The 23,778-nt window shown below is 66.8% G+C and carries 23 protein-coding genes; 10 read left to right on the plus strand and 13 right to left on the minus strand.

Going from position 1 to position 23,778, the window contains the following annotated elements; translation table 11 throughout:
* Positions 1-73: 73 nt before the first annotated feature.
* Together AU197_RS13520 and AU197_RS13525 are read right to left on the minus strand one after the other, a co-directional pair.
* Positions 74-1,276, minus strand: a complete 1,203-nt coding sequence (locus tag AU197_RS13520) for an acyl-CoA dehydrogenase family protein (RefSeq protein WP_064403220.1) — start codon at positions 1,274-1,276, stop codon at positions 74-76.
* A 2-nt stretch (positions 1,277-1,278) separates the two neighbouring features.
* A complete protein-coding gene (locus AU197_RS13525) occupies positions 1,279-2,091 on the minus strand; it encodes an enoyl-CoA hydratase/isomerase family protein (protein WP_064403221.1) in 813 nt (270 codons plus the stop codon).
* A gap of 91 nt (positions 2,092-2,182) precedes the next feature.
* Between AU197_RS13525 and AU197_RS13530 the strand changes: the two genes are divergently transcribed.
* The 3 genes from AU197_RS13530 to AU197_RS13540 are packed head-to-tail and all read left to right on the plus strand — an operon-like array spanning position 2,183 to position 5,510.
* The gene (locus tag AU197_RS13530) at positions 2,183-3,379 is read left to right on the plus strand and encodes a cytochrome P450 (protein WP_064403222.1); all 1,197 of its coding nucleotides are present in this window, start codon (positions 2,183-2,185) and stop codon (positions 3,377-3,379) included.
* Positions 3,376-4,176, plus strand: a complete 801-nt coding sequence (locus AU197_RS13535; protein ID WP_064403223.1) for an enoyl-CoA hydratase/isomerase family protein — start codon at positions 3,376-3,378, stop codon at positions 4,174-4,176. Before AU197_RS13530 ends, AU197_RS13535 begins: the two co-directional genes overlap by 4 nt.
* Positions 4,177-4,223: 47 nt before the next feature.
* Entirely contained in the window at positions 4,224-5,510 is a 1,287-nt protein-coding gene (locus AU197_RS13540) for a cytochrome P450 (protein WP_064403224.1), read from the plus strand.
* A 101-nt stretch (positions 5,511-5,611) separates the two neighbouring features.
* Here AU197_RS13540 and AU197_RS13545 read toward each other — a convergent pair whose 3' ends face one another.
* Positions 5,612-6,964, minus strand: coding sequence for a phosphotransferase (locus AU197_RS13545; protein WP_064403225.1), 1,353 nt, complete (start codon positions 6,962-6,964; stop codon positions 5,612-5,614).
* Positions 6,965-7,045: 81 nt separating this feature from the next.
* Between AU197_RS13545 and AU197_RS13550 the strand changes: the two genes are divergently transcribed.
* Genes AU197_RS13550 through AU197_RS13565 form a run of 4 tightly spaced genes read left to right on the plus strand, consistent with a single transcriptional unit; the run spans position 7,046 to position 10,111 of the window.
* On the plus strand, positions 7,046-7,867 hold the full coding sequence (locus tag AU197_RS13550; RefSeq protein ID WP_064403226.1) for an SDR family oxidoreductase: 822 nt from the start codon (positions 7,046-7,048) through the stop codon (positions 7,865-7,867).
* Between the two features lie 5 nt (positions 7,868-7,872).
* Positions 7,873-8,649 (plus strand): SDR family NAD(P)-dependent oxidoreductase, encoded by a 777-nt coding sequence (locus AU197_RS13555; RefSeq protein ID WP_082696666.1) that lies wholly within the window; start codon positions 7,873-7,875, stop codon positions 8,647-8,649.
* Between the two features lie 5 nt (positions 8,650-8,654).
* On the plus strand, positions 8,655-9,176 hold the full coding sequence (locus AU197_RS13560; RefSeq protein ID WP_064403267.1) for a nuclear transport factor 2 family protein: 522 nt from the start codon (positions 8,655-8,657) through the stop codon (positions 9,174-9,176).
* On the plus strand, positions 9,158-10,111 hold the full coding sequence (locus tag AU197_RS13565) for an SMP-30/gluconolactonase/LRE family protein (protein WP_231744920.1): 954 nt from the start codon (positions 9,158-9,160) through the stop codon (positions 10,109-10,111). Before AU197_RS13560 ends, AU197_RS13565 begins: the two co-directional genes overlap by 19 nt.
* 7 nt (positions 10,112-10,118) lie before the next feature.
* Here AU197_RS13565 and AU197_RS13570 read toward each other — a convergent pair whose 3' ends face one another.
* A complete protein-coding gene (locus tag AU197_RS13570; RefSeq protein ID WP_064403227.1) occupies positions 10,119-11,414 on the minus strand; it encodes an amidohydrolase family protein in 1,296 nt (431 codons plus the stop codon).
* Positions 11,415-11,528: 114 nt separating this feature from the next.
* Here AU197_RS13570 and AU197_RS13575 point away from each other — a divergent pair, with 114 nt between their 5' ends.
* On the plus strand, positions 11,529-11,735 hold the full coding sequence (locus AU197_RS13575) for a hypothetical protein (protein WP_064403269.1): 207 nt from the start codon (positions 11,529-11,531) through the stop codon (positions 11,733-11,735).
* A gap of 1 nt (position 11,736) precedes the next feature.
* Here AU197_RS13575 and AU197_RS13580 read toward each other — a convergent pair whose 3' ends face one another.
* Both AU197_RS13580 and AU197_RS13585 read right to left on the minus strand, forming a co-directional pair.
* Positions 11,737-12,879, minus strand: a complete 1,143-nt coding sequence (locus AU197_RS13580; protein ID WP_064403228.1) for an acyl-CoA dehydrogenase family protein — start codon at positions 12,877-12,879, stop codon at positions 11,737-11,739.
* 3 nt (positions 12,880-12,882) lie between these two features.
* Positions 12,883-13,929, minus strand: a complete 1,047-nt coding sequence (locus AU197_RS13585) for an acyl-CoA dehydrogenase family protein (RefSeq protein WP_064403229.1) — start codon at positions 13,927-13,929, stop codon at positions 12,883-12,885.
* Positions 13,930-14,096: 167 nt separating this feature from the next.
* Here AU197_RS13585 and AU197_RS13590 point away from each other — a divergent pair, with 167 nt between their 5' ends.
* Positions 14,097-14,897 (plus strand): SDR family NAD(P)-dependent oxidoreductase, encoded by an 801-nt coding sequence (locus tag AU197_RS13590; protein WP_064403230.1) that lies wholly within the window; start codon positions 14,097-14,099, stop codon positions 14,895-14,897.
* Here the strand turns inward: AU197_RS13590 and AU197_RS13595 are convergent.
* From AU197_RS13595 to AU197_RS13610, 4 genes are read right to left on the minus strand one after another with little or no spacing between them, the layout of a single operon-like run.
* A complete protein-coding gene (locus AU197_RS13595; RefSeq protein WP_064403231.1) occupies positions 14,890-16,086 on the minus strand; it encodes a cytochrome P450 in 1,197 nt (398 codons plus the stop codon). The two genes, AU197_RS13590 and AU197_RS13595, sit on opposite strands and share 8 nt — an antisense overlap.
* Before the next feature lie 7 nt (positions 16,087-16,093).
* Complete coding sequence (locus tag AU197_RS13600) at positions 16,094-16,546, minus strand: VOC family protein (RefSeq protein WP_064403232.1); 453 nt, start codon at positions 16,544-16,546, stop codon at positions 16,094-16,096.
* Complete coding sequence (locus AU197_RS13605; protein ID WP_353612131.1) at positions 16,543-17,787, minus strand: CoA transferase; 1,245 nt, start codon at positions 17,785-17,787, stop codon at positions 16,543-16,545. Before AU197_RS13605 ends, AU197_RS13600 begins: the two co-directional genes overlap by 4 nt.
* A complete protein-coding gene (locus AU197_RS13610) occupies positions 17,763-18,986 on the minus strand; it encodes a CaiB/BaiF CoA transferase family protein (RefSeq protein WP_231744922.1) in 1,224 nt (407 codons plus the stop codon). The genes AU197_RS13605 and AU197_RS13610 overlap by 25 nt, the downstream gene beginning before the upstream one ends.
* A 78-nt stretch (positions 18,987-19,064) precedes the next feature.
* Here AU197_RS13610 and AU197_RS13615 point away from each other — a divergent pair, with 78 nt between their 5' ends.
* On the plus strand, positions 19,065-20,297 hold the full coding sequence (locus AU197_RS13615) for a CaiB/BaiF CoA transferase family protein (protein WP_231744923.1): 1,233 nt from the start codon (positions 19,065-19,067) through the stop codon (positions 20,295-20,297).
* A gap of 2 nt (positions 20,298-20,299) precedes the next feature.
* Here the strand turns inward: AU197_RS13615 and AU197_RS13620 are convergent, their stop codons facing one another.
* The 3 genes from AU197_RS13620 to AU197_RS13630 are packed head-to-tail and all read right to left on the minus strand — an operon-like array spanning position 20,300 to position 23,708.
* Positions 20,300-21,418 carry a thiolase family protein gene (locus AU197_RS13620; protein WP_064403235.1) on the minus strand — a complete coding sequence of 373 codons (1,119 nt, stop codon included), beginning with the start codon at positions 21,416-21,418 and terminating at the stop codon, positions 20,300-20,302.
* Positions 21,415-21,639, minus strand: a complete 225-nt coding sequence (locus AU197_RS13625) for a hypothetical protein (RefSeq protein ID WP_064403236.1) — start codon at positions 21,637-21,639, stop codon at positions 21,415-21,417. The genes AU197_RS13620 and AU197_RS13625 overlap by 4 nt, the downstream gene beginning before the upstream one ends.
* Positions 21,640-21,641: 2 nt before the next feature.
* A complete protein-coding gene (locus AU197_RS13630) occupies positions 21,642-23,708 on the minus strand; it encodes a CoA transferase (RefSeq protein ID WP_231744924.1) in 2,067 nt (688 codons plus the stop codon).
* Positions 23,709-23,778 lie beyond the last annotated feature (70 nt).

Below are 23,778 nucleotides of genomic sequence, written 5' to 3' on the forward strand. Positions count from 1 at the left end.
ACCACCGCGGCCACACAGCACTCGGCGGTCAGCCACCAGCCAGTCGTGTACCTAACCTCTCAGGTCAGTACAGCTAGCGCGGCAAGCCGAGACCGGTGGTAGAGATCAGGTCCCGCTGAATCTCGCTGGTGCCGCCGCCGATGGTGTGCAGCAGCGACAGCAGCAGGCCTTCCGAGAAGTGACCGTCCAGCACGGCCTCGGGGTCGTCGGGCATCAGCGCGCCCGCGGGGCCCAGGATCCGCGCGCCCAGTGCGCGAAGCTCGGCAGTCAGTTCCGAGTGGTACAGCTTGGACAGCGACGGCAGCGCCGGATCCAACGATCCCGCCGCCTGTAGGTGTGCGACCCGGTAGGACAGGATCCGTCCCACCTCCACCCGCTCGACCGCCCGTGCCAGTGCCAGCCGGTTGGTCGGATCCGCCAGCGGGTCATGGGGTTTCCCGCGCTGCGCATGGCACCAGTCGACGAGCTCGTCGAGATAGCGCTGCGCCTGTGCGGCACGGGTCACGTTCGATCGTTCGGCGTTCAGAAGAACCTTGGCGACCTTCCACCCGTCACCCTCCGCGCCGACCAGGTTCGCCGCAGGCACCCGCACATCGTCGAAGAACTCCTCGGCGAATGTCGGGTAACCCGTCATCGATCTGATGGGCCGGCGGGTGATTCCCGGGCTGGAGAGGTCGACGAGGAAGAACGAGATCCCCGCCTGCCGTTTCTCGCCCACGGGCGAGGTCCTGGCGAGCACGAAGATCCAGTCGGCCAGCACGCCGTTGCTCGTCCACGTCTTCTGCCCGTTGAGCACGTAGTGATCGCCGCCGCGATGCGCGGTCATCCGCAACGCTGCCAGATCGGATCCGGCTTCGGGTTCGGAGTACCCCTGCGCCCACATCCGCTCCGAGCGCGCGATCAGCGGCAGGTGCTCGCGCTGTTGTTCGGGGGTGCCGAAGCGAAAAAGCACCGGCGCCAGCATGTTCACCCCGTTCGTGTTGACCAGCGGCGCCCCCGCGTAGGCGAGTTCCTCCCTGATGACCACCTGATCGACGACGCCGAGGCCGCCGCCTTCGTACGCCGCGGGCCAGTGTGGAACGAACCAGCCCTGGGCGTGCAGCGCGCGACAGAACGCCACCGCCCGTTCGTGGCCTTCGCGGGGCAGGTAGTCGGGGTTGGCGGCGGTGCGGCGGAACTCGTCGGGCAGGTTGTCGGCCAGCCAGCTGCGGACCGACTCGCGCAAGCGCTCGACGCGTTCCCCGCCGCCGAACCGGACGATCGGCCTCAGCGGCATGCTCAGACCCGGTCGGCGGGTTTGGCTGCCCTCTTCATCAGCTCCCGCATGTAATCCTGGAACTCCTTCGACCCGGTGACGACTGCCTGCAGGTCGTTGGTGGCCTGCTGGTGGGTGCGAAAGCCCATGGTCTCCCAGGCCCGCATGATGCCCGCCTTCGTGGCCTGCAGCGTGATCAACGGCGCCTTGGCGATCCTGGTGGCCAGCTCCTCTACCGTGCTCTCCAATTCATCGGCCGGTACGACGCGGTTGACCAACCCGAACTGCAGGGCCTGCTCGGCCGAGATCTTCTGCGCGGTATAGAGGTACTCCGCGGCCCGCTTGTAATTCATGAACACCCAGGGCTCGAACATCGTCTCGGCCCCCGGCAGTCCGAACCCGGGCACAAGCGGCATCTGGAACCAGGCGTCGTCGGAACAGACCGTGATCTCGGGCAGCAACGCCCAGGTGGTGCCGCCGCCGATCGCGTATCCGTGCACCTGAGCGATGACCGGTTTCGGAAACTCCCACAGCTTCAACACCGGCCACAGGAACAGTTGTGCAGCCGAACGCCACACCTTGCCCGAGGCGTCCAATTCCGCCTTGAACTCCGGGTAGCTGCCGTCGGGTACGTGACCCGAGCAGAAACCCTTTCCGTTGGCCTTGATGATGACGACCTTGATGTCATAGTCGTACTGCGCGTCGTCGAGCGCCTCGTTGACGCTGTGCACCATCTGGGAGGTCTGGGCGTTGGCACGTTCAGGATTGTTGAGAATGATCCGGGCGATCGGACCGTCCTTCTCATAGATGACATGGTCCAGGGTCCGCGTTTCCAACCTGCCCGTCCCTCCTCGACTTCACTGTTGTACAGAATTACGCGGAGTGTACCATTGTTTAACTCCTGACCACCCAGGAAAGGACCAGCCGATGGTGACAGCGGAGTTGCGCTGGGATCCGTTCGACCGTGCCCTGCACAAGAATCCCTACGAGGTGTGGCGACGACTGCGCGATGAGGCGCCTGTCTACTACAACGAGCAGTATGACTTTTACGCGTTGAGCCGGTTCGACGACGTGCTGTCGGCCTCCCTCGACACCGAGACGTTCTCTTCCGAGCACGGCATCACGTTGGATGCGATCACGCCCGAACCGTGGCCACCGCCGAAGGCGATGATCATGATGGATCCGCCCGACCACACGGCCATGCGAAAAATGGTCAACCGCACATTCTTTCGGAGCAAGATCGCCGAGCTCGAGGACCGGGTGCGCACGTTGTGCCGCGGATATCTGGAGCCCCATGTCGGCAGCGGGGGATTCGACTACGTCCGTGACTTCTCCATGAAGCTACCGGTCATGGTGATCAGTTCGTTGCTGGGCTTCCCGGAAGAAGACCATGACGATCTGCGTGAGTGGACGGATCTGCAGCTTCACCGAGAGGAGGGCACTGCGGAGCTCAGCGAGTTGGGCCAACAGGCCAACGAGAAGCTCTTCGGGTATTACAAAGAACAAATCCAGCAGCGCCGGGTGAACAGCACCAGCGATATCGTCGGCAACCTGATGGACTCCGACCTGGTGCAGCCCGGCCGAGAAACTCGTCGTCTCGACGACGGCGAAGTACTGTTCTTCATCGCGCTCATCAACGTGGCGGGCAACGAGACCGTCGCGCGACTGCTCGGCTGGACGGCGTTGACGCTCGCGCGCTTTCCTGGCGAACGCGCGAAACTCGTCGAGAACCCCGGCCTCATCGGCGGCGCGGTCGAGGAACTACTGCGATATGAGGCACCGTCGCCCGTGCAGGGCCGCTTCACGCTGCACGACACCACCTTTCACGACACCGTGATACCGGCCGACTCCAAGGTCGCGCTGTTGACGGGCTCAGCCGGGCGTGACGAACGCCAGTACCCGAACCCCGACGTCTTCGATGTCAACCGCACCGGCATCCGGCATGTCAGCTTCGGCCACGGCGCGCACTTCTGCCTGGGCGCCGCGCTCGCCCGACTGGAGGCCAGGGTGGCCATCGAGGAAACCCTGGCCCGCTTCCCGACGTGGGAGGTGGACGAGGATGCCGTCGAATACGTCCACACCAATTCGGTGCGCGGTCCGGCGAGCGTGCCGATCCTGCTGTGAGCGCCACCGGACTGACCGCGCGCACCGGGGACGGGGTGCGGTGGTTGGTACTGGACCGCGCGGACGTCGGCAACTCCGTGACCCGGGCGATGCAGCGGGACCTCATCGACAACTTGGAGCGCGCATCGAGCGATCCCGGCATCCGTGCCCTCGTGTTGACCGGCGCGGGCACCAGGCACTTCTGCACCGGCCCCAACCTGCGCGACCCCGAGATGCGGCCGAGTCAGGACCGGGTCGCCGGTGACGCCGCGCGCAGGCTTCGCACCGGATCACAGGCCGTGGTGTCGGCGATATTGGACTGTGAAAAGCCGGTCGTCTGCGCGCTGAACGGCGTCGCGGCCGGTGTCGGCGCGAGCATGGTCCTGGCCTGCGACCTGATCGTCGCCGCCGAAAGTGCGCGGCTGATCGAGCTGTTCGTGCGACGCGGCCTGGCGCCCGACGGCGGTGCCGCCTACCTACTCGCGCGGAAGGTGCCGTTCAACATCGCCAAGGAACTGCTGATGTTCGGCGAGGAGATCACCGCCCAGGAGGCGCTTCGCATCGGGTTGGTGAACAAGGTCGTTGCCGACGATCAGCTCACCGCGGAAGTGACGGCGTGGGCCCAGCGCCTCGCGCGCGGAGCGACACGCGGGATCGCCGCCGCCAAGGCGATGCTCAACCAAGCCCTCGACGTGGACCGCGCCGCGGCATTCGATACCGAGGCACTTCTCGTCGAGCAGGTGGCAGCCACCGATGACGTCGCCGAGGGGATGGCGGCCTTCATGGAGAAACGCGACCCGACGTTCCGCGGACGGTAGCGGCGCCCACGCCGCCGGCCGATGTAGCGACGACCAAGGAGACGAAGATGGCGCGCAGCACTCCCGGGGTGATCGGGCCCTTCGCCAACGCAGTCCGGATGAATGTCGTTGCCGCCGTGCAGAACCGCGCGCGTGGTTATCGGGGGTGGACGGGCGCGGTCAACACCGATTTCGATCCGATGGATCCTGCGACGGCGTCTGCGCCGTTTGAGGCCTACCGGACTCTCCATCGCAGCGGTCGGGTGCACTACAACCCCCGGCGGTCCAATTTCATTTTGAGCCGACTCTCCGATGTCAGGACCGCTCTGCGCGATACCGAGTACGTGACGAGCGCCGAAGGCGTCACCCGGCTCAAATTCTCGGCGCCGCTCGCTGTACTGACCGACGGCGACGAGCATGCCCGACTTCGCAAGCAGGTCCAGCCGGGCTTCAGTAAGGGCGCGATGGATAGCTGGAAGGGGATGACGGAGAAGCTGGCGACCGAACTCGTCACCGAGGTCATCGACGACCCCGGCTGTGATGTGGTGCAGCGATTGGCAATTCCGATGCCCATCCGGATGATCGCGCAGATCCTCGGCATACCGGAATGCGACGCCGACGACTTTCGGCGCTGGTCGGAAGCCGGTGTCGGCATCATGGACTTCTCGCCCACGCCGCGCGGTGTCGTCGGCGCGGTGAAGTCGATGGCGGCGATGGCCACCTTGCGTCGCTACTTCATGAACCAGTTCGCCCACGGTGGTTTGAAAGGCTCCGGCACCGTGCTGGGCCGCCTGCTCGAACACAACAGCGACGGCAGCCTCACTGATGAGCAGCTGTTCCTCATCGCGATCCACCTGCTGATCGCGGGCAACGAAACAACAACAAACCTGCTGGGCGGCATGTTCGACACCTTGGCGCACAACCCCGACCAGTACGACATGATCCGAGCCGACCCCGACCTCATCCCCATGGCGGTCGAGGAGCAGTTGCGCGTGACGACACCGATCCAGAACCTCTACCGGTACACCTGTGCCGACTACGAGATCGCCGGCGTCACGATACCCCGCGGATCCCGAATCCTTCTGTTGTTCGGCGCGGCCAACCGCGACCCCATCGCGTTTGAGGACCCCGATCAGTACCGTGCGGACCGAAATCCCCGGACGCACATCGCCTTCGGCTACGGTGCGCATATGTGCTTGGGTGCTCCGCTGGCGAGGATGGAGGCTCAAGCGATTCTACGTGAACTCGTTTCCCGGGTGTCGCGGATCGACGCGGTTGGCGACACGACGTGGTCGCGGCACAGCTCGTTGCGTGGGCCCACGCGACTTGCGGTCCGGCTCACGCCGGTGCGGTGAGCTCAGCGCATTCTGGCACGTAATGCGTTGAGCGTCAGATAGATCGGGTATGCGATTGACAGTGCGACATTCGCCGTGCGGGTTCTGGTCATGCTGACCGATTAGCCGAGCAGCTCGGTCAGTGGTGTCACGTGCCCGATCCGACCGCCGGTCAGGAGCGGTTCCATGAGCAGGAGTTGGCGCATCACCCGACGGTGGAGCAGCGCAATCAATGCGGGGTCGTGATGCGGCGCCGCGGTGCGGACGAACTTCTCGAGGGCCTGGTCGCCCTCCGCGCGGTCGGCGGGTCGAATCCCGAGCAGATCCTGGATGTCATCGAGGTCGGCGGCGTCGATGGCGTGCGCGTACTCGCTCACGCGGTGACAAAATCGCGCAACCTTCGCCACGGCGGACCGTTGGTACTCGGCGATACCGGCTGGCACTGGAAGTGACTCCACCATGGATGCCAGGCCGGCGATCGCGCCGGGGTAGGCCGTGGGCATCGGGTCGGGTAACGACACGGCCGATAGCTGGACGTCGGCCTGGCGGGCGATCGATTCGATCGCGTGCAGCGATAGGAGATGGAACCACTCGATGTACTGGACGATGTCAGTCAGCGGTAAGTCCAGGTGCAGAACGATCGCGACACCGAGCGGCGTGCAGAGCGCGAACTTGGCGGTGTGGAACTCGATCGCGGCCGGGTCCAACGGTGTTCCGGAGGCCGCCTCGTAACGCCGCAACACCCTACCGAGGTCACCCATCGGCTCCGTCACGTTGCGCAATCGCAGGCCCGCGAGATCGTGGGAGACGTCGCCGATGTGGGCGAGTTCGACGTCGATCAGGCCGGTGATGCGACCGTCGGCTGCCATGTACTGCCCGGTGTCACCGAGAACGAACGACGGGGTCGACCGGTGGGCCGGGGCGTTTCGCCGCAGCCATCCGATTGCGAACTCGAGTAACGGTTCCGGGCGCTGCTTGTTGTTCCGATAGCGGGTCACGAATGTCTCGAAGTTCTCGAGGGCGAGCGCACGTGCACCGTCGGGGATGCGCAGGTTCGCAGCCGCGAATGCCGCCGGGTCGATGGAGTGGGTACGCACGAGTGCGTCGACGTAGGAGTCCATGATCGCGTCGATGCCGTGAGCCTCGTCGGTGTGACACGGATTGGGCACTCCCGACAACAGGTCCATCACGATCGCCGATGCCAGAGAACCACACTCGGTGATCTCCCCGTGTATGTGGGGGACGGGGATCCGATGCGCCTCCAGCACCCGGAAAATCTCTGCCTCCGCGGCGACGGTGGCAAAGCCGAACCCCTCGCGATCTCCCCGGACGTAGAGGTCGACCTCCCGACCGCCGCGTTCTGCGGTGACGAACCACGCGGGCCGCCAACGGTGGTGGCGTTCGATGGTGCGCACCGGCCCGATATTCGCTGAAATCCAGTCCTCGACGACGGAGTCCACGCCGTGTTCAGTCACTAGACAATAGTACAGATAGTGTGCTCTCGTAATATCTGAAAGACTCCGCCGCCGAACGGCAGTGACCACACTGGAGGCATCATGAGCCTGTTCGACGCCTTCTCCTATCGAGACAAGCGTGTCGTCGTCGTCGGTGGCGCCACCGGGATGGGCAATGCCACCGCTCGACTCGCTCAGGACGCGGGTGCCGACGTCGTCGTCATGGACTACGCCGACTGCGACCTGCCCGGCGTCACCGCGATCCGAGTGAATCTGGCGGACCGGAACAGTATCGACACTGCGGTGGCCGAATGCGGGGGCACCGTCAACGCCGTCTTTGCGTGCGCGGGCGTGGCGGACGGTCCCGGTATCGAGCGCATCAACTTCATCGGTCACCGTTACCTCATCGAGCGACTGCGCGCCGAAGACATGCTCCCCCGGGGCAGTGCGATCGGGTTCATCTCGTCGGCGGCCGGGCTCGCCTGGCGGTCGAACCTGCCGCAGCTCACCGAGTTCCTGGACATCGTGGACTTCGACACCGCCGCCGCGTGGGCGGTCGACAACGGTTGTGCGCACTACATGTTCACCAAACAGGCGGTATGCGCGTACGTGGCGCGCGAGGCCATGGATCTCATCTCCGACGGCATTCGCATCAACGCCATCTGCCCCGGCCCTACCGACACGCCACTGGCGCGGGCCAATGCGGAACTCTGGCTCGACTTCGGTGCCGACTACCGCGCGAAGGTCGGTGTGGCTGCCGCTACTCCGATGGAACAGGCCTACCCGCTGCTGTTCCTGTGCAGTGATGCGGCGCGCGTCGTCAACGGCATCACAATGGTGACCGACTCGGGATATCTCAGCGCCGGCATCACCGAAGTGTTCCCCGCAGGCACGCCGATGGCGAAGATGCTGTTGGACGGGTAGTGGCCATGAGTGCGGACCTCGCGAACAGCGTCGTGGTCGTCACCGGCGCGAGCGGTGGAATCGGCCGTGTGATCGCGCGGCGGTACGCGCGCAGCGGCGCCACGGTCGCGTTGGTCGCGCGGCGGCCGGACCAACTGGCGGTGACCGCGGATGTGATCGCCGAAGACGCTGGCCATGCCTCGGTGCACATCGCCGACATCCGGGACGAGACTCAGTGCGGGGACGTCATTTCCGCGATCATGTCCCGCTGGGGACGCCTCGATGTCCTGGTCAACAACGCCGCGATACCGGGCACCGATCAGCCGGTCGCGGAGGCCACCGTCGACAACTGGAACGCGGTGCTCGCAACGAATCTGGTCGCCCCGATGGTGTTGTCGCGAGAGGCGCTGCGGCAGGCGATGATTCCGGCCAGGAGTGGCAATATCCAGTTTTTGTCCTCGGCCGCTGCGCGGACGGTTCAACCCCATAAGGCCCACTACGCCGCGGCCAAGCTGGCATTGAGCGCACTGGGGCAGACGCTGGCACTGGAAGTGGGGACCGCCGGGATCCGGGTCAACACCCTGGTGGTCGGCACGGTAGAGGGTCAGTTGGTCGACAACTACCTGGCCCGGCGGGCGGCCGCCGATGGAGTGAGTCCGGACGAGGTGCGACGCAAACTGGTCGCGTCGACCAAAATGGGCCGACTGATCCGCCCGGACGAGGTCGCGGACGTCTCCATCTGGCTGGCTTCCGACGCCGCGTCGGCGATCACCGGCCAGGACATCAACGTGACAGGAGGCTGATGCGGATGGCTCACCGCGACCAGGTCGCAATGTTGGTGGCACGCGACGAAATTCGCCAGCTCGCGTACCGGTACGTGGCCGCGCTCGAGTCACGAGACGTCGACGCGATGGTCGACCTGTACTCGCCGGACGCCCGCTTCGGCGAATACGGCGATGGTCCCGACGGACTGCGGCGGCTGATGACACACAGCCTCGACGGATGCCTATTCGTGGTGATCTTGGTGTCCAACCATCTGATCGACTTCGATGACGACGCGCAGGCCCACGGCCAGGTGTGGGCACACTGTTTCGCCCAGACCGAGGCCGACGGCTTCGTCGAGCAGCTCATCAAATACGAGGATCGCTACGAGCTGCGCGACGGCCGGTGGCTGTTCTCGCACCGTAGGCACCGCCTGTGGTACGGCATCGGGCACGCCCAGTCGCCGCTGCGCCAACCGGCAGCCAACTGGCCCGCCGGCCAAATCGGAGTCGGCGATATCCCGTTGTCCGACAGTGTGTTCCGCAGCTGGTGGGCGGGTCGATCGTGACGCGCGGCACCCACTACCTCGCCGACGGTCTGGCATTTCCGGAGAGCCCGATCGCGGAGGCGGACGGGTCGATTCTGGTCTCGGAGATCGCCGCCGGGTGCATCGCGCGGGTGCGGCCCGACGGCACCAAGGAGAAGGTCGCCGACACCGGCGGCGGGCCGAACGGGATCGCCCGGCTGCCAGATGGTCGGCTCGTCGTCTGCCAGAACGGCGGCTCCACGTTCGGAATCGGGCCGTGGCCGTACGATTTCGACGGCTGCGCCATGCTGTTCCGTCCGATCGGAGCCGCGGCTGCACCGCTGACACCGGCGATCCAGATCGTCGACCCAGACGGTCGGGTTGGCACGCTGACCACCGAATTCATCGCCCGCGATAGCCAACGGTCACCGCTGGTCCGTCCAAGCGACGTGTGCGTGGACTCCTCTGGTGGCTTCTACGTCACCGACGGCGGGACGGTCAGGGGTCGCACTCGCGATGTCACCGGACTCCTGTACGGCACCGTCGACGGCGGATTGCGCGAGGTGGTCTACCCACTGGAGATGCCGAACGGGGTTGCGCTCTCGCCGGACGAATCCAAACTGTATGTTGCCGAGACCAGAACGCGCCGGATCTGGGAGTTCGACCTCGCCGCGCCCGGCGTCATCAAGGCGGCGCGCGGATTGGCGACGGTGCCGAGCGGAGGACCGCTGAATGTCGGTGGCGCCGATGGCCTGTGCGTCGACACGGCGGGTCGGATTCTGGTGGCGACGCTCGGCACCGGCGGGGTGACGATCTTCTCGGCGGACGGGGCACTGCTCGGCGCGATTCCCGCGGACGATCCGATGACCACCAACGTCACGCTCAGCGGTAACGAGGCGACGCTCTACATGACCCTCGCCTCGTCCGGGCGGATCCTGGTCGTCGAGGACTGGTTGGCCGCCGCGGGAATTCGGTGAGTCGCGGCTATTCCTTGTTGGTCATCTGGTCGGCGAGATTCTGGATGAAGGCGCCGTACCCGACGCCGCCGTGGTCGGACATCACGGCGTCGTAGTCGTACTCCGGTGGATTGCCGGCGTTGGGCCGCCAGCCGGAGTCGGCCGTGCAGGAGGCGAACCCCTCCTCTGGGAACGCGTACCACCGGCGGGTGTTCAGTTCGACGATCTTGTGCGCTTCTTCGTCGGGAACACCGGCCAGCATCTCCTCGGCGCGAGCCCGGCTCTTCGGCCAGAACGAGTCGGAGTGCGGATAGTCGCATTCCCAGGTGATGTTGTCGATGCCGATCAGGTGGCGCAGCCCGACCCCGACCTCATCCTCGATGAAGCAACCGGTGATGTTGCGGCGGAACAACTCTGACGGCGCGATCGTTGGATGGATGTTCTGGTAATACTTGTGTTTGCGCCACACGTAGTCGGCCCGCTCGATGATGTACGGCATCCACCCGATGCCACCTTCGGAGAACGCGACCTTCAAGTTCGGGTGTTTGTGGAACACCGGGGAGAACATCAGCTCGACCGCCGCCGACATCGACGTCGTGCCCATGAGCGTCACCATCACCGCGAACGGCGCTTCGGGCGCGGTGGCCGGTGGCATGCCGCCGGAGCCGAAGTGCATGACCGCGGTCAAGTTGGTCTCCTCCAAAGCCGACCAGACCGGATCCCAATGCGGGGTGTGGAAGCTCGGTAGACCGAGGTTCAGGGGGTTGTCGGGCAGGCCGACGGCGCGACACCCCTTGGCCGCCATGCGCTCGATCTCCTTGACCATGAGCTGGGTGTCCCACAGCGGGGTGATCATCATCGGGATGAAGCGCGCCGGATCGGTGGCGCACCACTCGTCGATCGAGAAGTCGTTCCATGCCTGCACGCACAGCAGTGCCAGGTCCTTGTCGGTGCCCTCGAGGAAGACCGTGCCGCAGAACCGCGGGAACGACGGGAAGCACAGCATCGCGTGGACTCCGTCGATGTCCATGTCCAGCAGGCGCGCCTTGGGGTCGTAGCACCCGGGGATCATGTCGTCGTAACGCACCGGGTCCACGCCGAACTCCTCGGGGCGCTTGCCGGCGACGGCGTTGAGCCCGATGTTGGGATACGCGCGCCCCTCGTAGACCCACTGGTGCATCGGCGGCTTGCCGTCCCGCGGGAACTCGACGATGCGCGGGCCGTCGTGCAGATACTTCTCGGGCAGGCGGTCGGACCAGACGTGCGGAGGTTCGATGAGGTGGTCGTCGACCGAGAGCAGCTTCATCGACGGTTGCAGTGGCATCGCTGGTTCCCCGTCCTTCCGGCTGATAGACTTTATAGAACAATTGAACAGATTGTGCTTATTTGACTATAGCGCCCGGTGGTGTGGGAACTCAACCGTGGCAAGGAGGCGCCGATGGATCCCAGTGATCGCATTCCGCACGACGACTGGGCCGATCAGGACCTGCTGACCCGCGCCGAAGCCGCCGAACGGTTGGCCGCCGAGATCGCCGACGTCAGGGCCAGAGTGGACGGCGGCGAGACCGACGAGGTCACGCTGCGCCGCCTCGCGGCGCTTCAAGAGGCGCATGCCCAACTCGTTGATGGACGGGCGCCGAACTGAGTTACTTCGATCGCGGGAGGCCGAGCACCCGTTGCGCGACGATGTTGCGTTGAATCTGCGCGGTCCCGCCGTAGATCCCCGCGGCCCGCGACCACACGTAGATGTCCCACTCCAGCCCCTCGCGCAGCAGCGGTTCGCTGTCGGTGAGATCCATCATCGTGTGGCCGAACACCTGGTCGGCGTGGGCCATCAGCAGCTTGTCGACGGACCCCTCCGGACCCGGGAGGGCGCCACGCTGCCGCTCACTCAACGACCGCAACACCTTGACCTGCAGGGCACGCAATTCCGCGTACACGCGACCGAGCCGAACCCGGGCCATCGGGGAGTTCTCCAACTGCCCGGAGCGCACCTGCTGTTCTAAGTCGCGCAATTGCCTTGACAGCCTGCTGATCCAGTTGATGTCGCTGGGGCCGCGTTCGTAGGCGAGCAACTGGTTGGCGATCGTCCAGCCCTGTCCGCGCTCGCCGAGCAGGTTCTCCTCGGGCACCTCGACGTCGTCGAACGTCACCTCGGTGAATTCGCGGTTGCGTGCGGAGTTGACGATCGGCGTGACGGTGATCCCGGGTGTCGACATCGGCACCAGCAACACCGAGATGCCCTGATGCTTGGGGGCGTCGGGTTCGGTGCGGCACAACAGAAAACACCAGTCCGCGACCGCGGCGAAACTTGTCCAGATCTTGCGCCCGTTGACCCGAAACACGCTCCGACCGCCGGTTTCGACGAGGTCGGCCCGGGTCTTGAGGCCGGCCAGGTCCGATCCGGCCTCGGGTTCGCTGAACCCCTGACACCACCGCACCCGGCCCGAGAGCAGGCCGGGCAGCAGTTCGGCGCGTTGGGTGTCAGAGCCGAACAGCCGCAGTGCGTTACTGAGGTGGCCGACCCCTTCGATCGGCGCCGCGCCGGCGCGGCCCAACTCGTCGTTGAGGATGGCTTCGTAGATGGGGGGCAGGCCGTGGCCGCCGTACTCGACGGGAAACGACAACCCGATGTATCCGGCTTCATACAGGGTCTGATGCCAGGCGTTCTGGGCGTCCGCGCGTGCCGCGGGGTCGTCGGGGATTGCAGCGTCGGCGCTGTGGTCGCGCAGCCACTGACGCAGGTGTGCCCGGAATTGCGCTTCCTCAGGGGTGTCGTTGAAGTCCATCGCCTACGCCAACCCCTCGTTCGCCAACCGCAGGTGTGCGATTGCCTCGTACTGGGCCGTCTCGTCGCCGAACAGACGGCGGTTCAGCAGAGTTCGGCGCACACGTAGATGCGAGACGTGCTCCCAGGTGATGGCGATCCCGCCGAACACCTGAACGGCGGTCTCCACGACGTCACGGCCGGCCGCGGCGGCGTACGCCTTGGCCGTCATGGCCGCCAACAAGGCCTCCTCGGTGGGCAGGTGGTCGACGGCCCACGCCGCGTGCCACACGCAGCTTCGCGCGCCCTCGACGCCGATCAGCGCATCGGCGAGCATGTGCTGCACCGCCTGGAACGAGCCGATCGGGACCCCGAATTGGACTCGCTCCCCGGCGTAGCGGACCGCGTCATCGAGGGCGCCCTGCATGACCCCGAGCAGGTCGGCGGCGACGACGGTCAGTGCGAGTGCTTCGACGCGACGCCAGCGCTCCTCGGAGATCGGCTCGCCGACGGTGGCGATGGGCACCGCGCTGTCGGAGGACAGTCGGCGCAGCGTCCGGGTGAGATCGAGGCCGTCGGCGGCCGCGCCGCCATCCAGTGGGGCCGTGCCGAGGTGGCGCAGCCCGTCGGCCTGGTTGGCCACCAGAACGTGGGTCGCGCCTGCGGCGTCGAACGCCACCGCGGCGCCGTCTGAGGCGCCGAACCGGCGCAGGTCAACGGTCAGCGCCGGGGCGATGCGCAGTTGTCCCTCGGCCAGAAGATCCAATTCCTTCTCGGCGCGCGCGGCTTCCAACAACTCGGCGGCGAGCACAGCTTGACCGGCGACCGGCACCGCGCACAGCGTGCGGGCCAGCTGCTCGATCGCCAGGACCGTCTCGACCCCACTGGCCTCCAGCCCGCACAGAGCGGGGGAGCGCAGGGTGGGAATGCCGATCTCGACCACCTGGCTCCACTGCCGCGCCAGGGTGTCACCGCTACCGATGTCGCTCGGATCCGTGGTCGCCAACTGATCCGCCAGCGCGGATACGGTGTCCCGCAGGAGCTTTTGCTCGTCGGTCAGGCCGATGTCCATCGAGCGATCAGCCGTCTGTCAGAGGACGTGTCAGCCCACACACCGCATTGGATTCGCAGCGCTCGCGATCCACTTCGACACGCATCCGGCTTCCTTCCTGGGCGTTCGGATACCATCATGAATGATAGAACGAATATTGTTCAACTGTTCACTCGAGGAGGCTCGTCTTGTCCCGGCTGGAGAATCGAAACACCCTCGTCACGGGCGGTGCTCAGGGGCTCGGGCGCGCGGTCGCCCGTCGACTTGCGGCCGAAGGCGCGCGGGTGACGATCGTCGACCTGAACGAGGAGAAGGGTCGCGAGTGCGTCGGGATCATCGAATCGGCAGGCGGTAGGGCGTCATTCGTCCGGGCGAACGTGGCCAAGCGGGAGGACATCGAGGCCGCCGTGCGGGCGGCCTGCGTCGACGGGCGCCTCGACGTCCTGGTCAACGCCGCCCAGTATTTCGCGATGCCCAAGGCGCTGGAACTGGTATCGGACAAGGATTGGGAACTGTCGGAAGCCACGGGCCCGAAGGCGACGTTCCGGTTCATGCAGGCGGCGTTCGGCGCGCTGAAGGAATCCGGTAAGGCGTCGGTGGTCAACTTCGTATCGGGTTCCGCACTCGGCGGGATGGCTTACACCGCACCGTATTCCGCGGCCAAGGGGGCGATTCAGGCGTTGACGAAGGTCGCCGCCAACGAGTGGGCGCGCCATGGCATCCGGGTGAACGCGGTGTGCCCCTTCGCGCTGACGGACGTGCAGCGCAAGATGATCGGCACCGAATGGGACAACTACACCCGCACCGCGGACGCATCGCCGATGAAGCGCGGCGCCGATCCGGACACCGAGATCGCACCGGCCGTAACCTTTCTCGCCAGTGACGACGCGGCGTTCGTCACCGGAACCGTGCTGCACGTTGACGGCGGCATGACCGAGTTGTCGACCGTGGACTATTCGCAGTCGCCGGGTGTGTTCAGCGCTACCTGAGCGTCATCTCCACGCTGGTGTATCCCCGGACGGTGGCGGTCAGCACGCGCTCGTGCGCCCCGATCGAGTAGTTCGGGAACTTCTTGGCGATGTACTCCAATACGAGTTGAGCCTCCCGGCGGGCCAACCACTGGCCGAGGCAGATGTGGATGCCCCAACCGAAGTACACGTCCGTGCCGCGTGGACGGTCGATGATGAACCGGTCGGGGTCGGGGTAGCGGCGTTCGTCGCGGTTGGCGCTGCCGAGCAGCAGGAGTACCCAGTCACCGGCGGCCATTGTCACACCGTGTTTTTCGACAGGTCGGGTCAGGGTGCGCGCGACCCAGTGGCTGGGGGTGTCGTATCTGAGTGCCTCGTTGACGGCGGCCGGGATCAATGTCGGGTCGTTGACGATTCGGCGCCACTGGTCGGGATGCTCGTACAGCGCCACCAGTCCGTTGGAGATCAGCTTCTGGGTGGTCTCCGAGCCCGCCGCCGACAACAGGTTCGCGAACATCAGCACCTCGTGGGGGGTGAGCGAGCGCTCGCCGCCGGCCTCGGGGTCGTCGAAGGTCGCGTTCAGCACGGTGCTGATGAGATCGTCGCCGGGATGCCGGCGGCGATGGTCGATGAGATCGCCGATATACGCGCTGATCTTGCGGTTGGCCTCGATGGCGCTGGCCGGCATCGCGACCTCGCCTTCGTGCCGGGTCAGGAACGCCTCCCACCACACTCGGAGCTGCTCGCGGTCGGCCTGCGGAACGCCGAGCAGGTCGCCGATCACATCGGTGGGAATGGAGAAGGCGAACGCCTCCATGGCGTCAACGGTGGTGTCCGGTCGCAGCTTGTCGAGGTGGTGTGCCACGACCGCGCGCAGCGCATTCTCCAAGGCCGCGACCGCCTTCGGGGTGAAGAATCCCTTGAGTACTCCACGGACCCGGTCGTGCCGTGGCGGATCCATGGAGATGATCGAGTACTTGCGCCCGTCGTTGTCCGGGTTCTCCGGCGCCGGGCCCTGCTTGGAGGAGTACGTCGACCAATCGCGCAGCGCGCCGGAGACGTCGTCGAATCGGGACAGCACCCACCATCGGTCTTCAGGATCCCGGTACACCGGCGCCTCGTCGCGCAACCGGCGGTACACGGGATAGGGATCATCGAAGATCGCCTTGGAGAACGGCGAATACGTCAGCTCGTTGATCGCTGGCACCATGATTTCGTCACCTGTCAACCGGGGGAGTTCGTTCGATGAGCTCGAGCAGGTTGCCGTCCGGGTCGGTCGCCATCAGACCGCGGTTGCCGGCGCCGAACGCGACGGTGCGATCTGGAAGCGCTCGGCCCCCGTGCGCCACGATCGCGTCCACCGCCCGATCGGCGTCGTCGACCCGAAACGACAGGTGGGTGAAGCCGAGGGTGTTCATCGGGCGCGGCCCCGTTGCCCCCACGGTTCCCGGCCGGACGTAGCCGAGCAGTTCGAGGCGAAACCCGTCGCGCTGCAGGTAGACGAGTTCGAGCAACAGGCCGGGCACGTCGAGCAGCTGGGCGGTGGCGTCGTCGTCGACTGTCATCCGGCCGACGACTTCGAAACCCAGTGCCGAGCAGTAGAACTGCTCGGCACGACCGATGTCACGAACGCACAGCCCGATGTGGGTGAGGCGGTGCCCGTCGCTCATCGCGGTCGTTCGGCGAGGTCGTCGAGCAGTGCGTTGTGCTCACCCAGCAGCGGCGGCCGCGTCGGTGCGGCCGGCGGGGTCGCGCTGAACAGGTACGGCGTGCCCGGGTAGGTGATGGTCCTGTCCAGGTCCGGGTGTGGCACCGGAACGTGAAAGCCCCGTGCGATCGTGTGCTCGTCGTCGAACGCCTCGTTGGGGGGAAGCACTGCGCCGCAGGGAAAGCCGCGGCGCTGACTGGTCACGAAGAACTCCTTGGCGGGCAGTCTTGACGCGATGAGGCGGATCGCGTCACGCGCGGCGCTGAGGATCGCCGTGGTTTCGTCGTCGACACCGATCATGGCCAGGTCGACGGGTTCCTCCCGGCCGGCCGCCAGTTCGAGGAACACGGCTTCCGGTAGTTCCTCGGAGAGGCCGAGCTCGTCGAGCCACGCCAGCAGCCGGGCGAAGTCCTCCTGCTTGCGGGGGAGCACCCCGGTGGTGGCGTAATGCCCGTCGGCGCACCGTACTTGCACTGGAGAGCTGCGTATCGGGTAGGCGTGTCTGCCCGTCTGGCGCAGACAGATGTCCTGGTTCACCAGCCAGTGATACGTCGTCTGCTCGCTCGTGACGTTGCACGCGGCATTGACGTTGACATCGACCAGTTGGCCCTGCCCGGTTCGATCGCGGTGTGCGAGGGCCACGAGAGCACCGATAGCGCAGTACATTCCGGCGATGTTGGCCGACTGATCGCCGGCTCCCCGGATCGGCGGCAGGGTGCGGTCGTCGTATCCGCAGTTCCACACCGGGCCGCCACCCGCGAGCATCGTCAGGTCGGTCGTCGGTTGGCCGCTGCGGACGCTGCCCAGCCCGAACGGGCTGACCGACACCCAGATCAACCGGGCATCACGGGACGCGCATGCGGCATAGTCGACGTCCTCACACCGGTCGCTGCCCGCGATGACCACGTCGGCAGTGGCGATCAGCGCCGCAAGATCCCGCTGTCCGGGATCGGTGCGCAGATCGATTGTGACCGAGCGCTTCCCGACGTTTCCCGCCCACCAACGCAGACTCCGATCCACCCCCGGCTGATCGTCGACGAATGGCGGCCGGGCCCGGTCAGTCGATCCGGTCGGCGGCTCGACGACGATCACGTCGGCGCCCAACTCGGCCAGCACCCGACCGCCGACCTGAGTGAACTGGTCGGCGATCTCGATGACCCGCAGGTCGCTCAGCGCGGTCAGATGACACCTCGCTGTGCCCAGTCGTCGAGTTCTGCCTCGGAGTGGCCGAGCAGATCCACGAGCACCTCGCGATTGTGTTGGCCAAGGCGGGGTGCGGCCGAGGTGATCTGCCACGGAGTGGCAGAACATCGCATCGGGATGCCCTCGACACGCACCTCGCCCATATCGGGATGGGTCACCGTGGGGAAGAGCCCCATCGCGGCCAGATCGGGGTCGTCATCGATACGTTCCGACGGGCTTTTGACCATGCTCGCCGGTAATCCAGCGGCCACGAGGTCGTCGGCGAGCGTCGCCGCGTCGCGGGTGGCGGTGACGTCGCCGATCAGCGCGTCCAGTTCATCAGCGGCGCGCACACGCTGCTCGAGGGTGGTGAACCGATCCGACGACAGCTCGGGTTCGTTGAGGATCTTCGCGAGCACGCCGAGTTCACGCTCGTCGCGGCAGGCGATCGCGATCCAGCGGTCCGCGCCCGCACAGGGGTAGATGCCGTGCGGCGCCATCTCTGTGAAATCGGCGCGATTACCGCCGGCGGTCGCGGCGCGGCCGTTGACCGTCCAGTCGAGTACCTCCGTCGGCAGCATCGCGATGCCCGCGGGCACGGTCGCCAGATCGACGTGCTGGCCCTCCCCGGTCCTGTCGCGGTGGTGCAGTGCCGCAAGGATGGCCGTGGTCATGTACAGCGCCGACATGTGATCCATGTAGGAGAAGCCCCACCCGGCGGGTTCGGCGTCGGGGAGGCCGGCGGTGAACGTCAAGCCGCTCATCGCCTGGACGATCGGCCCCCATGTCTTGAAATCCCGATACGGGCCGGTGTGGCCGAACCCGCAGTTGGAAACGTAGATGATGTCGGCTTTGATCTTCTGCAGTTCCGCATAGCCGAAGCCGCGCTTGTCCAGGACGCCGGCCGCGAAGTTCTCACAGACGACGTCGCTGATCGAGATCAGCTCGCGCAGCAGGTCTTTGCCTTCCGGCGTGCGCATGTTGATCGTGACGCCGTACTTGCCGACATTGTGGTTGTTGAACCCGGCGCCGAAATTCACCCCGCGGCGCTCGTCGACGTACGGGCCGACACCGCGCAAGGCGTCCCACAGTCCCTGCGTGGCAGGGTCTTCGACCCTGAGGACCTCCGCTCCGAACGCAGCAAGGATCTTGGTGGCTCCGGCACCCGCCAGCTGACCACTCAAGTCGCACACTCGTACGTGGGACAACGCGCCCGTCACAGAAGCGACAATAGCAGCTGGACATAAAGTGTTCTATTGTTCAATTCGATGGTGTTGACCACAACGGAGGCTGTGCGGATGACAGCAGGTGTCCCTGCGCCGATGACGGGTGTGCGCGTGCTGGAAGTCGCGCAGTGGACGTTCGTCCCCGCTGCGGGGGCGGTGCTGGCCGACTGGGGGGCCGACGTCATCAAGGTCGAACACCCGCGCACGGGCGACTCCCAACGCGGGCTGCGCAGCCTGGGCCACATCACCATCGAGGGCGACCGAAACCCGGTGATGGAACACGCCAACCGCGGCAAACGGTCGATGGCCATCGACATGTCGACGCCGGACGGCCACGCGCTGCTGATGGACATCGCGCGCACGGCCGATGTGTTCCTGACCAACTTCCTGCCCGAGGCCCGCAAGAAGCTCAAGATCGACGTCGATGACATGCGCGCGGTCAATCCCCGCCTCATCTATGCCCGCGGCAGTGCGTACGGGCCACTCGGCGCCGAGGCCGACACCGGTGGTTACGACATGACCGGATTCTGGAGCCGCGCCGCGGGGGCCATGGGGTCGACCCCGTCCGACCTGGAAGGTGTTGTCCCGCAACCGGGCCCGGCCTACGGTGACTCGATCGGCGGCATGGCCATCGCCGGCGGGATCGCGGCGGCGCTGTTCGAGCGTGAGCGCACCGGGCATGCCCGTGTGGTCGACATCTCGCTACTCGGCGTGGGTGTGTGGGCGTCGGGGGTGGCGATAAACGCGGCCCTCATCAGCGGCGAACCCTGGGTGGCCAACCCCGCCGGCGCGAACGTCGCGCCGAACAATCCGCTGGTCGGCTTCTACCGGACCGCGGACGGCCGCTTCCTCGGCCTGTCGATGATGCAGGGTTTCCGCTACTTCGGCGAGTTCTGCCGTCGCGTCGGAGTGGGCGAGTTGGCCGACGACGAGCGCTTCGCGAGCCATGAGGCGTTGACCGAGAACGCCGCGGCGGCCGCCCAGATCCTACGGTCCGCGATCGCCGCGCGGCCGCTCTCGCACTGGCGGGCGGCGCTGGAGGGCTTCGACGGCCAATGGGCGGTGGTGCAGAACACCGTCGAGGTTGCCGCGGACCCGCAGTTGCGCGCCAACGGCGGCATCGTCGACGTCGAAACCGGCGGCGAGCGAGCCGAACTCGTCGCCAGCCCGGTGCTGTTCGACGAGACGCCGCTGCGGCTGCGCCCGATGCCGGAGTTCGCCGCCGACACCGAACAACTGATTCTCGAACTCGGCGGTGACTGGGACCGCATCACGGCGCTGAAGGAAAGCGGTGCGATCGCGTGAGATCACCCACGCAGTAGGGCCACCACGCACGAGCCACCACCGCCGACGGCCTGTGTGAGGCCGATTCGCGGTTGTGGTACCTGGCGCGGACCCGCCTCTCCGCGAAGCTGGCTGACGATTTCGGCGGCCTGTGCCAGCCCGGTCGCGCCGATCGGATGGCCGCGGGCGATGCAGCCGCCGTCCGTATTGGTGGGTAGGGAGCCGTCCGACGCCAGACCCCCGGACTCGGCAAGGTTCACCGCCCCGGCCGCGTCGGTCAGGCCCATGGCGATCAATGCGGTGATCTCCTCGCTGGCGCACATGTCGTGTAGCGACACCACCCCGATGTCCTGTGGATCCACGCCCGCGTTGGCGTACGCGCGTTTGGCGGTCAGGGTGATCTGGGAGGGTGGGCCCACGACCGGTCCGACCAGGGGCCAGTCGCGGTCGGCCGGCCAGCTGGTCTGCTCGATCGCCAGCACCGGCACCGAACGCGGTACCGGATCTGTCGAGACGACGATGGCCGCGCCGCCGTCGACCGAGGCGTGGCACATCATCTTGGTCAGCGGTTCGGCGACCATCCGCGAGCCGAGCACGTCGTCGACCGTCACCTCGTCCGGGTTACGGCGTGCGGCAAGAGGATTGAGACGGGCCTGGTTGTAAGACTTGGCGGCGACGGCGGCGATGACGTCTGGCCCGCAGCCCGTGTCGTGCAGGAAACGGGCGGCCTCGATGGCGTAGTGCAGTTGCGGTGGGAAGCGGTCCCAGAAGCCGACCGCGGCCGGGACCACTCCGCCCGGTTCCAGTGCGGTGGTCTTCTCGTACCCGATGGCCAGCGCGGTGCGACAGCGACCGGACGCGACCGCCCAGACCGCATGCCGCAGGGCGACCATTCCGCCGGCGGACGCACTCTCGGTCGCGGTCACCGGTATTCCTGTGCGGCCCAACCGGTGTGCCACACCGATGCCGGTCTGCGGTCCTGCCAATGCCGAGGCGGTGAACACCTCGCCGACGGCGTCGTACCCGACGCCCGCGTCCTCCAGCGCCTTCTCGGCCGCGGCGACGCCGAGGTCGGCCAGCGGGGTCTGGCCGTGCTTGCCGAATTCGGTGACACCGACCCCGGTGATGTGTACCCCGGTCACGACGGATCCGCCACGAACATCTCGACGGTGTCCTCGCCGAGCGTGGCGCGAATCAATCGACCGGGAGTGCCCGGTGCGGGCCGGGCACCGTCGACCAGAACCTGGAACCGGCCGGTGTGGGTGTCGACCCACGCGACGCTGTAGCCGTCGCGACCGTAGTCGGGGTAGGGCGATTTCGACGGCACAAAAGTCGATGACCACACGGTCGCGATCTCGGACATCGTCAGACAGTCGTCCTCTCGTAGAGCGCACTGGAGGGTGTACTGCCCAGTGCGGGAGGTGGTGTCAGTGGCAGCGGTCCCGCGCCGGCGAACCGCCACGGCAGACCCACCAGCCGTCCGGTGCGCAAATCCGGGTCGGGGTGAGCGATTTCGGGGAAGAAGCCACGTGCGGCCAGGTGCGGGTCGCCGACCAGTTCGTCGGCGCTGCGTACGACGGCGGCGCGGACACCAGTGGCGGCGAGTTTCGTCGCGATGACCTCGGCGCGGGACGACCCGATCTGTGCGGTGAGCTCGGCCGTGTCGATGGACTCGTCGTCGGTCGACTCGACCGCCACCCACCGCTCGTCGGCGCTGCGGTACACCGCGCGGCGCACGGCCGAATCCGAGTCCACCAGTTCCGCTGATGCCGCGGCGAGGTATTCGGCGACGGTGTAGGCGACCACCTCCGACATCGACAGGTCGACGACCGCACCGGTGTCGGCGCGCGGCCCGACCGCCCACGCGGCGATGACGACCGCGGCCACCACGGACGACAACGGATCGGCCAGCACGGTGCCCAGCCGCGCGGGTTTCCCGTCGTCTCCCGTCGTCAGGCCCGCCAGGCCGCCGTAGGACTGAACATTGTTCGCGTACACGCGATATCCGGCCAACGGCCCGTCCGATCCGAAGCCCGACACCCGCATCACGAGTCGCCCCGACGCGGCCAGTCGCTCCGGTGACACGTTCAGCCGATTCAGCCGGGACGACCCGACGTTCTCGATGACGACGTCGGCCTGCGACAGTGCCGCGGCGACGTCGTCGATTGCGTGATCCGGGTCGATCAGCACGCTCCGTTTGGAATGGTTGGCCACGGCGTAATAGGCGCCGCGTTCCAGCCCCGCGATCCCGTCGGCGAACGGACCGCTGCGCCGGTAGATGTCGAGGCGGTCGGGATCCTCCAGGCGTACCACGGTCGCCCCCATCGCACCGAGCAGCGAGCCGACGATCGGGCCCGCCAGGACGTGGGTGAGCTCGGCGATGCGCAGCCCACGTAGGCCATCGGTCCGGCGTTGACTGCTGTCACCGAGATCGGTACGCCACGGCGGACCCAGCACGGTGACGTCGCGGTCACCGATTCGCCCCGTGGTCAACGACTTCCGGTGGGCCAGCTGCGGCGAAGTCAGCAACTCACCGGGCAGATTCACCGGTGTCGAGGGGACGCCGTTGGCCTGCAGGATGGCTGCGCATTCGGCCTTGTCGCGGTCGCGGGTCCACTCGGTGACCTTGGCGTTGATCAGGTCGGCGTTTTCGATCCGGGCGGGACGGTCGTCGAGACCGGCCGCCCATTCGGGCTGTCCGAACGCCGCCAACAGGCCCCTCCACTGATGGTTCTCCACCGCCGTGATCCGCACCAGCCCGTCGCGGCACGCAAACACCCCCGACGGTGCAAGGTACCGACCGCTGCCCGCGCGACCCGGGCATCGGTACATGACATGTGCGCACTCCGGCAGAGCAGAGGTGTAAATGACCGCTTCCTGGATCGACACGTCGACGCGTACAGGTGTCGAGGATTCGCGCCGGTCCAGTCCGTGGAGCGCGGCCAGTGCCGCGACGGCTCCCGCGGACTTGAGGGCGACGTAGCCCGGCGCGGGAACTGGCCGCCCGTCACCGTCCTCGATCGTCGCGAGGAGTCCACCGCTGGCCTGGGCGACCAGTTCGCCTCCGGGGTGCGGTGGTCCGTCGGCGCCGAACGGGGTAAGTGTCACCACCACCGCGGGCCCGTCGACGGGTGGGGCTGCTGTGCCGTCGACGATGACGATGTCTGCGTCGCGGGCGTGTTGGGCCGGGTCGGCGGCGGGGTCGAGTATCCGCTTGCGGCGGTCGAGCACGAAGTCGACCGCAGCGACCGGACCCTCGGGCGCCGCCAATTGCGGGCCCTCCCGACGCGCGTTCTCGCCGGGAATCCTGGCGACGTCGGCGCCCAGGCTCGCCAGGAGCGCGGCGGCGGCCGAGCCGGCGACGCCATCGCCGACCTGCAGAACGGCGACGCCGGCCAGGACATCCGTCGTCGCGGGACGTTCCTGGCTCACTGCGCGCTCCTTCCCGCGGTTGCTGAACAATTGAACATTATTCGTTCTGTTGAGTCCACAGTGACTTGAC

The organism is Mycobacterium sp. IS-1590 (assembly GCF_001500025.1).
Lineage (GTDB): Bacteria > Actinomycetota > Actinomycetes > Mycobacteriales > Mycobacteriaceae > Mycobacterium.

Excerpts from the sequence above, each read along its gene's own strand:
- AU197_RS13520 (WP_064403220.1), bottom strand. The coding sequence starts at position 1,276 with ATGCCGCTGAGGCCGATCGTCCGGTTCGGCGGCGGGGAACGCGTCGAG.
- AU197_RS13530 (WP_064403222.1), top strand. The coding sequence starts at position 2,183 with ATGGTGACAGCGGAGTTGCGCTGGGATCCGTTCGACCGTGCCCTGCAC.
- AU197_RS13540 (WP_064403224.1), top strand. The coding sequence starts at position 4,224 with ATGGCGCGCAGCACTCCCGGGGTGATCGGGCCCTTCGCCAACGCAGTC.
- AU197_RS13550 (WP_064403226.1), top strand. The coding sequence starts at position 7,046 with ATGAGCCTGTTCGACGCCTTCTCCTATCGAGACAAGCGTGTCGTCGTC.
- AU197_RS13555 (WP_082696666.1), top strand. The coding sequence starts at position 7,873 with ATGAGTGCGGACCTCGCGAACAGCGTCGTGGTCGTCACCGGCGCGAGC.
- AU197_RS13560 (WP_064403267.1), top strand. The coding sequence starts at position 8,655 with ATGGCTCACCGCGACCAGGTCGCAATGTTGGTGGCACGCGACGAAATT.
- AU197_RS13570 (WP_064403227.1), bottom strand. The coding sequence starts at position 11,414 with ATGCCACTGCAACCGTCGATGAAGCTGCTCTCGGTCGACGACCACCTC.
- AU197_RS13575 (WP_064403269.1), top strand. The coding sequence starts at position 11,529 with ATGGATCCCAGTGATCGCATTCCGCACGACGACTGGGCCGATCAGGAC.
- AU197_RS13580 (WP_064403228.1), bottom strand. The coding sequence starts at position 12,879 with ATGGACTTCAACGACACCCCTGAGGAAGCGCAATTCCGGGCACACCTG.
- AU197_RS13585 (WP_064403229.1), bottom strand. The coding sequence starts at position 13,929 with ATGGACATCGGCCTGACCGACGAGCAAAAGCTCCTGCGGGACACCGTA.
- AU197_RS13595 (WP_064403231.1), bottom strand. The coding sequence starts at position 16,086 with ATGGTGCCAGCGATCAACGAGCTGACGTATTCGCCGTTCTCCAAGGCG.
- AU197_RS13600 (WP_064403232.1), bottom strand. The coding sequence starts at position 16,546 with ATGAGCGACGGGCACCGCCTCACCCACATCGGGCTGTGCGTTCGTGAC.
- AU197_RS13615 (WP_231744923.1), top strand. The coding sequence starts at position 19,065 with ATGACAGCAGGTGTCCCTGCGCCGATGACGGGTGTGCGCGTGCTGGAA.
- AU197_RS13625 (WP_064403236.1), bottom strand. The coding sequence starts at position 21,639 with ATGTCCGAGATCGCGACCGTGTGGTCATCGACTTTTGTGCCGTCGAAA.